Annotated in this window: 2 protein-coding genes; one reads left to right on the forward strand and one right to left on the reverse strand. The window is 70.8% G+C overall.

From position 1 onward, the window contains the following. The coding region (locus FVW27_RS14190; RefSeq protein WP_167126267.1) for a glycosyltransferase family 2 protein at window positions 1-367 on the reverse strand (367 nt) is incomplete at its 3' end. A gap of 653 nt (window positions 368-1,020) precedes the next feature. On the opposite strand from FVW27_RS14190, the gene FVW27_RS14195 reads away from it, so the two are divergent. Beyond that, on the forward strand, window positions 1,021-2,063 hold a 1,043-nt coding region (locus tag FVW27_RS14195), incomplete at its 3' end, for a lyase family protein (RefSeq protein WP_243838465.1).

Consider the following 2,063-nt stretch of genomic DNA (forward strand, 5'->3'; position numbering starts at 1 on the left):
GGATGGCGGTGCCCGCCATGCCCACGCCGGGCCGGGCCGCGGCGGGCAGGCACACCGCCAGCCAGTGCGCGGGAAAGCGGATGTCCGCATCCACCGAAAGGATGAACCGGGTGGTGGCCCGGGCCGCTCCCAGCGCGCGGGCGTGGGTGTTGCCCCGGTTTTCCGGCACGCGCACCACCTCTATGTCGGGCAGGCGCCCGGTCACCTCTTCCGGCAGGTCCAGCACGAACGGTTGCGCAGAGCCGTCGTCGATGACCACGATGGCCGAGGGCATGGCCGTCCATCCGGTGACGGACGACAACAGACCCCGGACCAGTTCGTGGTCGTCGTAGGTGTAGGTGACCAGAGTGACGGAAACCGTGCGCATGGATGCCTCGTTCCCAAATCTTCGCCGTGGCCGGGTGACGCGGGCCACCGGCGACCGCCATTGCCGATGCCGCCCGTATCATGGGCAAGGACCGGCACACCGAAAACAGGGACGCCGCCGAAGACAGGACGGCATCGCTGACGACAGGCCCGGCGTCTGCGCCGGGCCGGGCAACCGTGCCGGGACGCCGGGACCCCCGGCGTGCGCCCGAACGCATGTGTTCGCCCGGGCTGCGGTACGGTGCAACTGTATGTATTGAAGCAAATGCGGCCATTTCCGCAAGGGGAAACCGCGCGGATGAGGGAAAATACGCACTCCGACGGATGCGGCGCACGCGCGGGGCAGGGAGCCCCCGATCGCGCAACCGCAATGCGCATGCGGAGGAAGGGCCAAGGGTGGGGCAGACCGGTCGGGTCGGCCGGACACGTCAGAGCCGCCGGGTCGGCAGTTGTGCGGCACCTGTCCGCCGTCGGGTTCCGCACCGACTGACTCGCCGTATCCGCCATATCCGGCGCACACGGCGCACACGGCGCATCAACCGTCCTCCTCACTTTCCCCCCTGCTGGACAGGGACGCGCGGGCGGCGCTAGGATGAACGATACGGGGTGTCCCATCCACCGCTGCTCCGCACCCGCACATCCACGGAGGCCCACATGCCCCAACCGCCAGATACGCCAGACCAGCCCCATCTGCCGGACACGCCAAACCAGACGAACCGGCCCGGACAACCCACCGCCGCCCCCCCCGCACCCCGGCCCGGCCACCGGCTGGAACGGGACAGCATGGGCCTTGTGGAGGTGGAGCAAAGCCGCCTGTGGGGCGCGCAGACCCAGCGTTCGCTGGACAATTTCCGCATCGGGGCGGACCGCATGCCCCTGCCCGTGGTGTACGCGCTGGCACGCATCAAGAAGGCCGCCGCGCTGGTCAACCGCGACCTTGGCCTGCTGCCCCCGCCCGGTCAGCCCGATCAGCTGGGCCTGCCGCATATGGCCGAGGCCATCGCCCGCGCCGCCGACGAGGTGCTGGCGGGTCTGCACGACGACCATTTTCCGCTCTCCGTCTGGCAGACCGGCAGCGGCACCCAGACCAACATGAACGTCAACGAGGTGCTGGCCAACCGGGCCACGCAACTGCAGGCGGAGGCCGCGCAGGCCGGGGCTGGCGACCATTCCCCTGCCTCCATCCATCCGCCCATTCAGCCCCCAATCCATCCCAATGACCACGTGAACCGCTGCCAGTCGTCCAACGACGCCTTTCCGGCGGCCATGCACCTAGCCGCCGCGCTGGCCCTGCGCGACGACCTGCTGCCCGGCGTGCGCCACCTGCGTGATGCCTTGCGCGCCAAGGCCGCCGCCTGCGCGGACATCGTGAAGATAGGCCGCACCCACCTGCAGGACGCCGTGCCCCTGACCCTGGGCGACGAGATGTCCGGCTGGGTGGCCCAGCTGGACGCCTGCCTGGAAGGGCTGGACGCGGCCATGCCCCACCTGTGCCGTCTGGCCCTTGGCGGCACCGCAGTGGGCACCGGCCTGAACGCGCATCCCGCCTTTGCCCCCCGCGCCATCGCCCTGCTGGCCGACATGACCGGGCTGCCTCTGGTGCCCGCGCCCAACCCCTTTGCCGCGCTGGCCGCCCACGACGGGCTGGTGCTGACCAGCGGCGCCCTGCGCGCGCTGGCCACGGCCCTGCTGAAGAT

Origin of the sequence: Nitratidesulfovibrio liaohensis, from assembly GCF_011682075.1 — a bacterium.
Taxonomy (GTDB): Bacteria; Desulfobacterota; Desulfovibrionia; order Desulfovibrionales; family Desulfovibrionaceae; genus Cupidesulfovibrio; species Cupidesulfovibrio liaohensis.